The sequence below is a fragment of the Paludisphaera soli genome, assembly GCF_011064595.1.
GTDB lineage: Bacteria > Planctomycetota > Planctomycetia > Isosphaerales > Isosphaeraceae > Paludisphaera > Paludisphaera soli.
Window position 1 is genome coordinate 1 of record NZ_JAALJI010000106.1, and the last position, 1,425, is coordinate 1,425.

1 protein-coding gene and 1 pseudogene are annotated in these 1,425 nt (G+C 66.3%); both read left to right on the plus strand.

The window, feature by feature from the left end; all coding sequences use genetic code 11:
• Positions 1–105 precede the first annotated feature (105 nt).
• Positions 106–873 (plus strand): glucose 1-dehydrogenase, encoded by a 768-nt coding sequence (locus G6O68_RS31775; protein ID WP_165253762.1) that lies wholly within the window; start codon positions 106–108, stop codon positions 871–873.
• Between the two features lie 143 nt (positions 874–1,016).
• A pseudogene (locus G6O68_RS33780) lies at positions 1,017–1,411 on the plus strand ((R)-mandelonitrile lyase).
• The last annotated feature ends 14 nt before the right edge of the window (positions 1,412–1,425 follow it).

Here is a 1,425-nt window from a genome sequence, read left to right on the forward strand (position 1 = left end):
GGAAGGGCTGTCGGCTGCGGTCGGGTCGGGGAGCGTGAAGGTGACCTTCGAGGCTGAGTGACGGACGACACGGCAAAGTAACGAGAACGGATGAGGAGACGGGAGATGACGGATACACTCGATTTCAGCGGCAAGGTGGCACTCGTCACCGGGGCGGCCGCCGGCATGGGGCTCGCGACGGCTAGGGCCTTCGCGGAGGCGGGTGCGGCCGTCGTCCTCGCGGATTACAAGGAAGTCGTCGTGAAGGCGGCTGCGGCCGAGCTGGTCGCCGCCGGGCACAAGGCGATTGCCGTCCGCTGCGACGTCGCGGACGACGACCAGGTGGCGGCGATGGTCGAGCGGACCGTATCCGAGTTCGGCCGGCTCGACGCCGTGTTCAACAACGCGGGCATCATGGCCCGCATCGCAGCGACGGCCGAGAGCACACGCGAGGAATGGGACCGCGTCATCGGGGTCAATCTTCGCGGCGTCTGGAGCTGCATGAAGCACGAACTGCGTCAGATGGAACGCCAGAAGAGCGGGGCCATAGTCAACAACGCGTCAGTTGGTGCGTTGACGGGCAACCCCGGCATAGGCTCCTACATCGCCTCGAAGCATGGCGTGGTCGGTCTGACGCGGACGGCGGCCCTGGAGTACGTCAAGCACGGCATCCGGGTGAACGCGGTCAATCCCGGCCTCATCGACACGCAAGTTGCTCGCGAGGTCGTCGCCGGGAGCGAGGAGGCGTATGGCGAAATCGCGAAGAACGTCCCCATCGGCCGGGCTGGCAGGCCCGAGGAGATTGCCTCGGCCGTCCTCTGGCTTTGCAGCCCTGGGGCGAGCTACGTGGTCGGCCACGCCCTCACCATCGACGGCGGGATGACGGTCGCATGATGAACCTTAACGCGAGAAACGAGGAAGTTTCCACCGTGTCGTTCTCCCGTCGTGCGTTCGTGACCATTGCGGGCTCCGTGCTCGCGTGCTTCGCGACGCGACGGGCACACGCCGTCCCTTCCACCCCGATGCAGGAGAAAACGATGGAAATCACCCGAGGGGGTTCTCAGCCTTCCACCAAGGGCCCCGCCGACTGGTTTACCGGCACGGTCCGCATCGACCCGCTGTTCCAACCGCATGCCCCAGCCCGTACGGCGGCGGCCAGCGTCACGTTCGAGCCGGGGGCTCGCACAGCTTGGCACACGCACCCGCTCGGGCAGACGCTCATCATCACGGCGGGTTCGGTTGGGTGCAACAAGAAGGCGGGCCGGTCGAGGAGGTACGACCTGGTGACGTGGTCTGGTTCCCTGCCGGAGTGCGACACTGGCACGGGGCGAGCCCGACCACGGCGATGACGCACACCGCTATCCAGGAGGCCCTCGACGGCAAGATGGTCGACTGGCTGGAGCACGTGAGCGACGACCAGTACCGGAAGTAACATAAAGGGCGTTC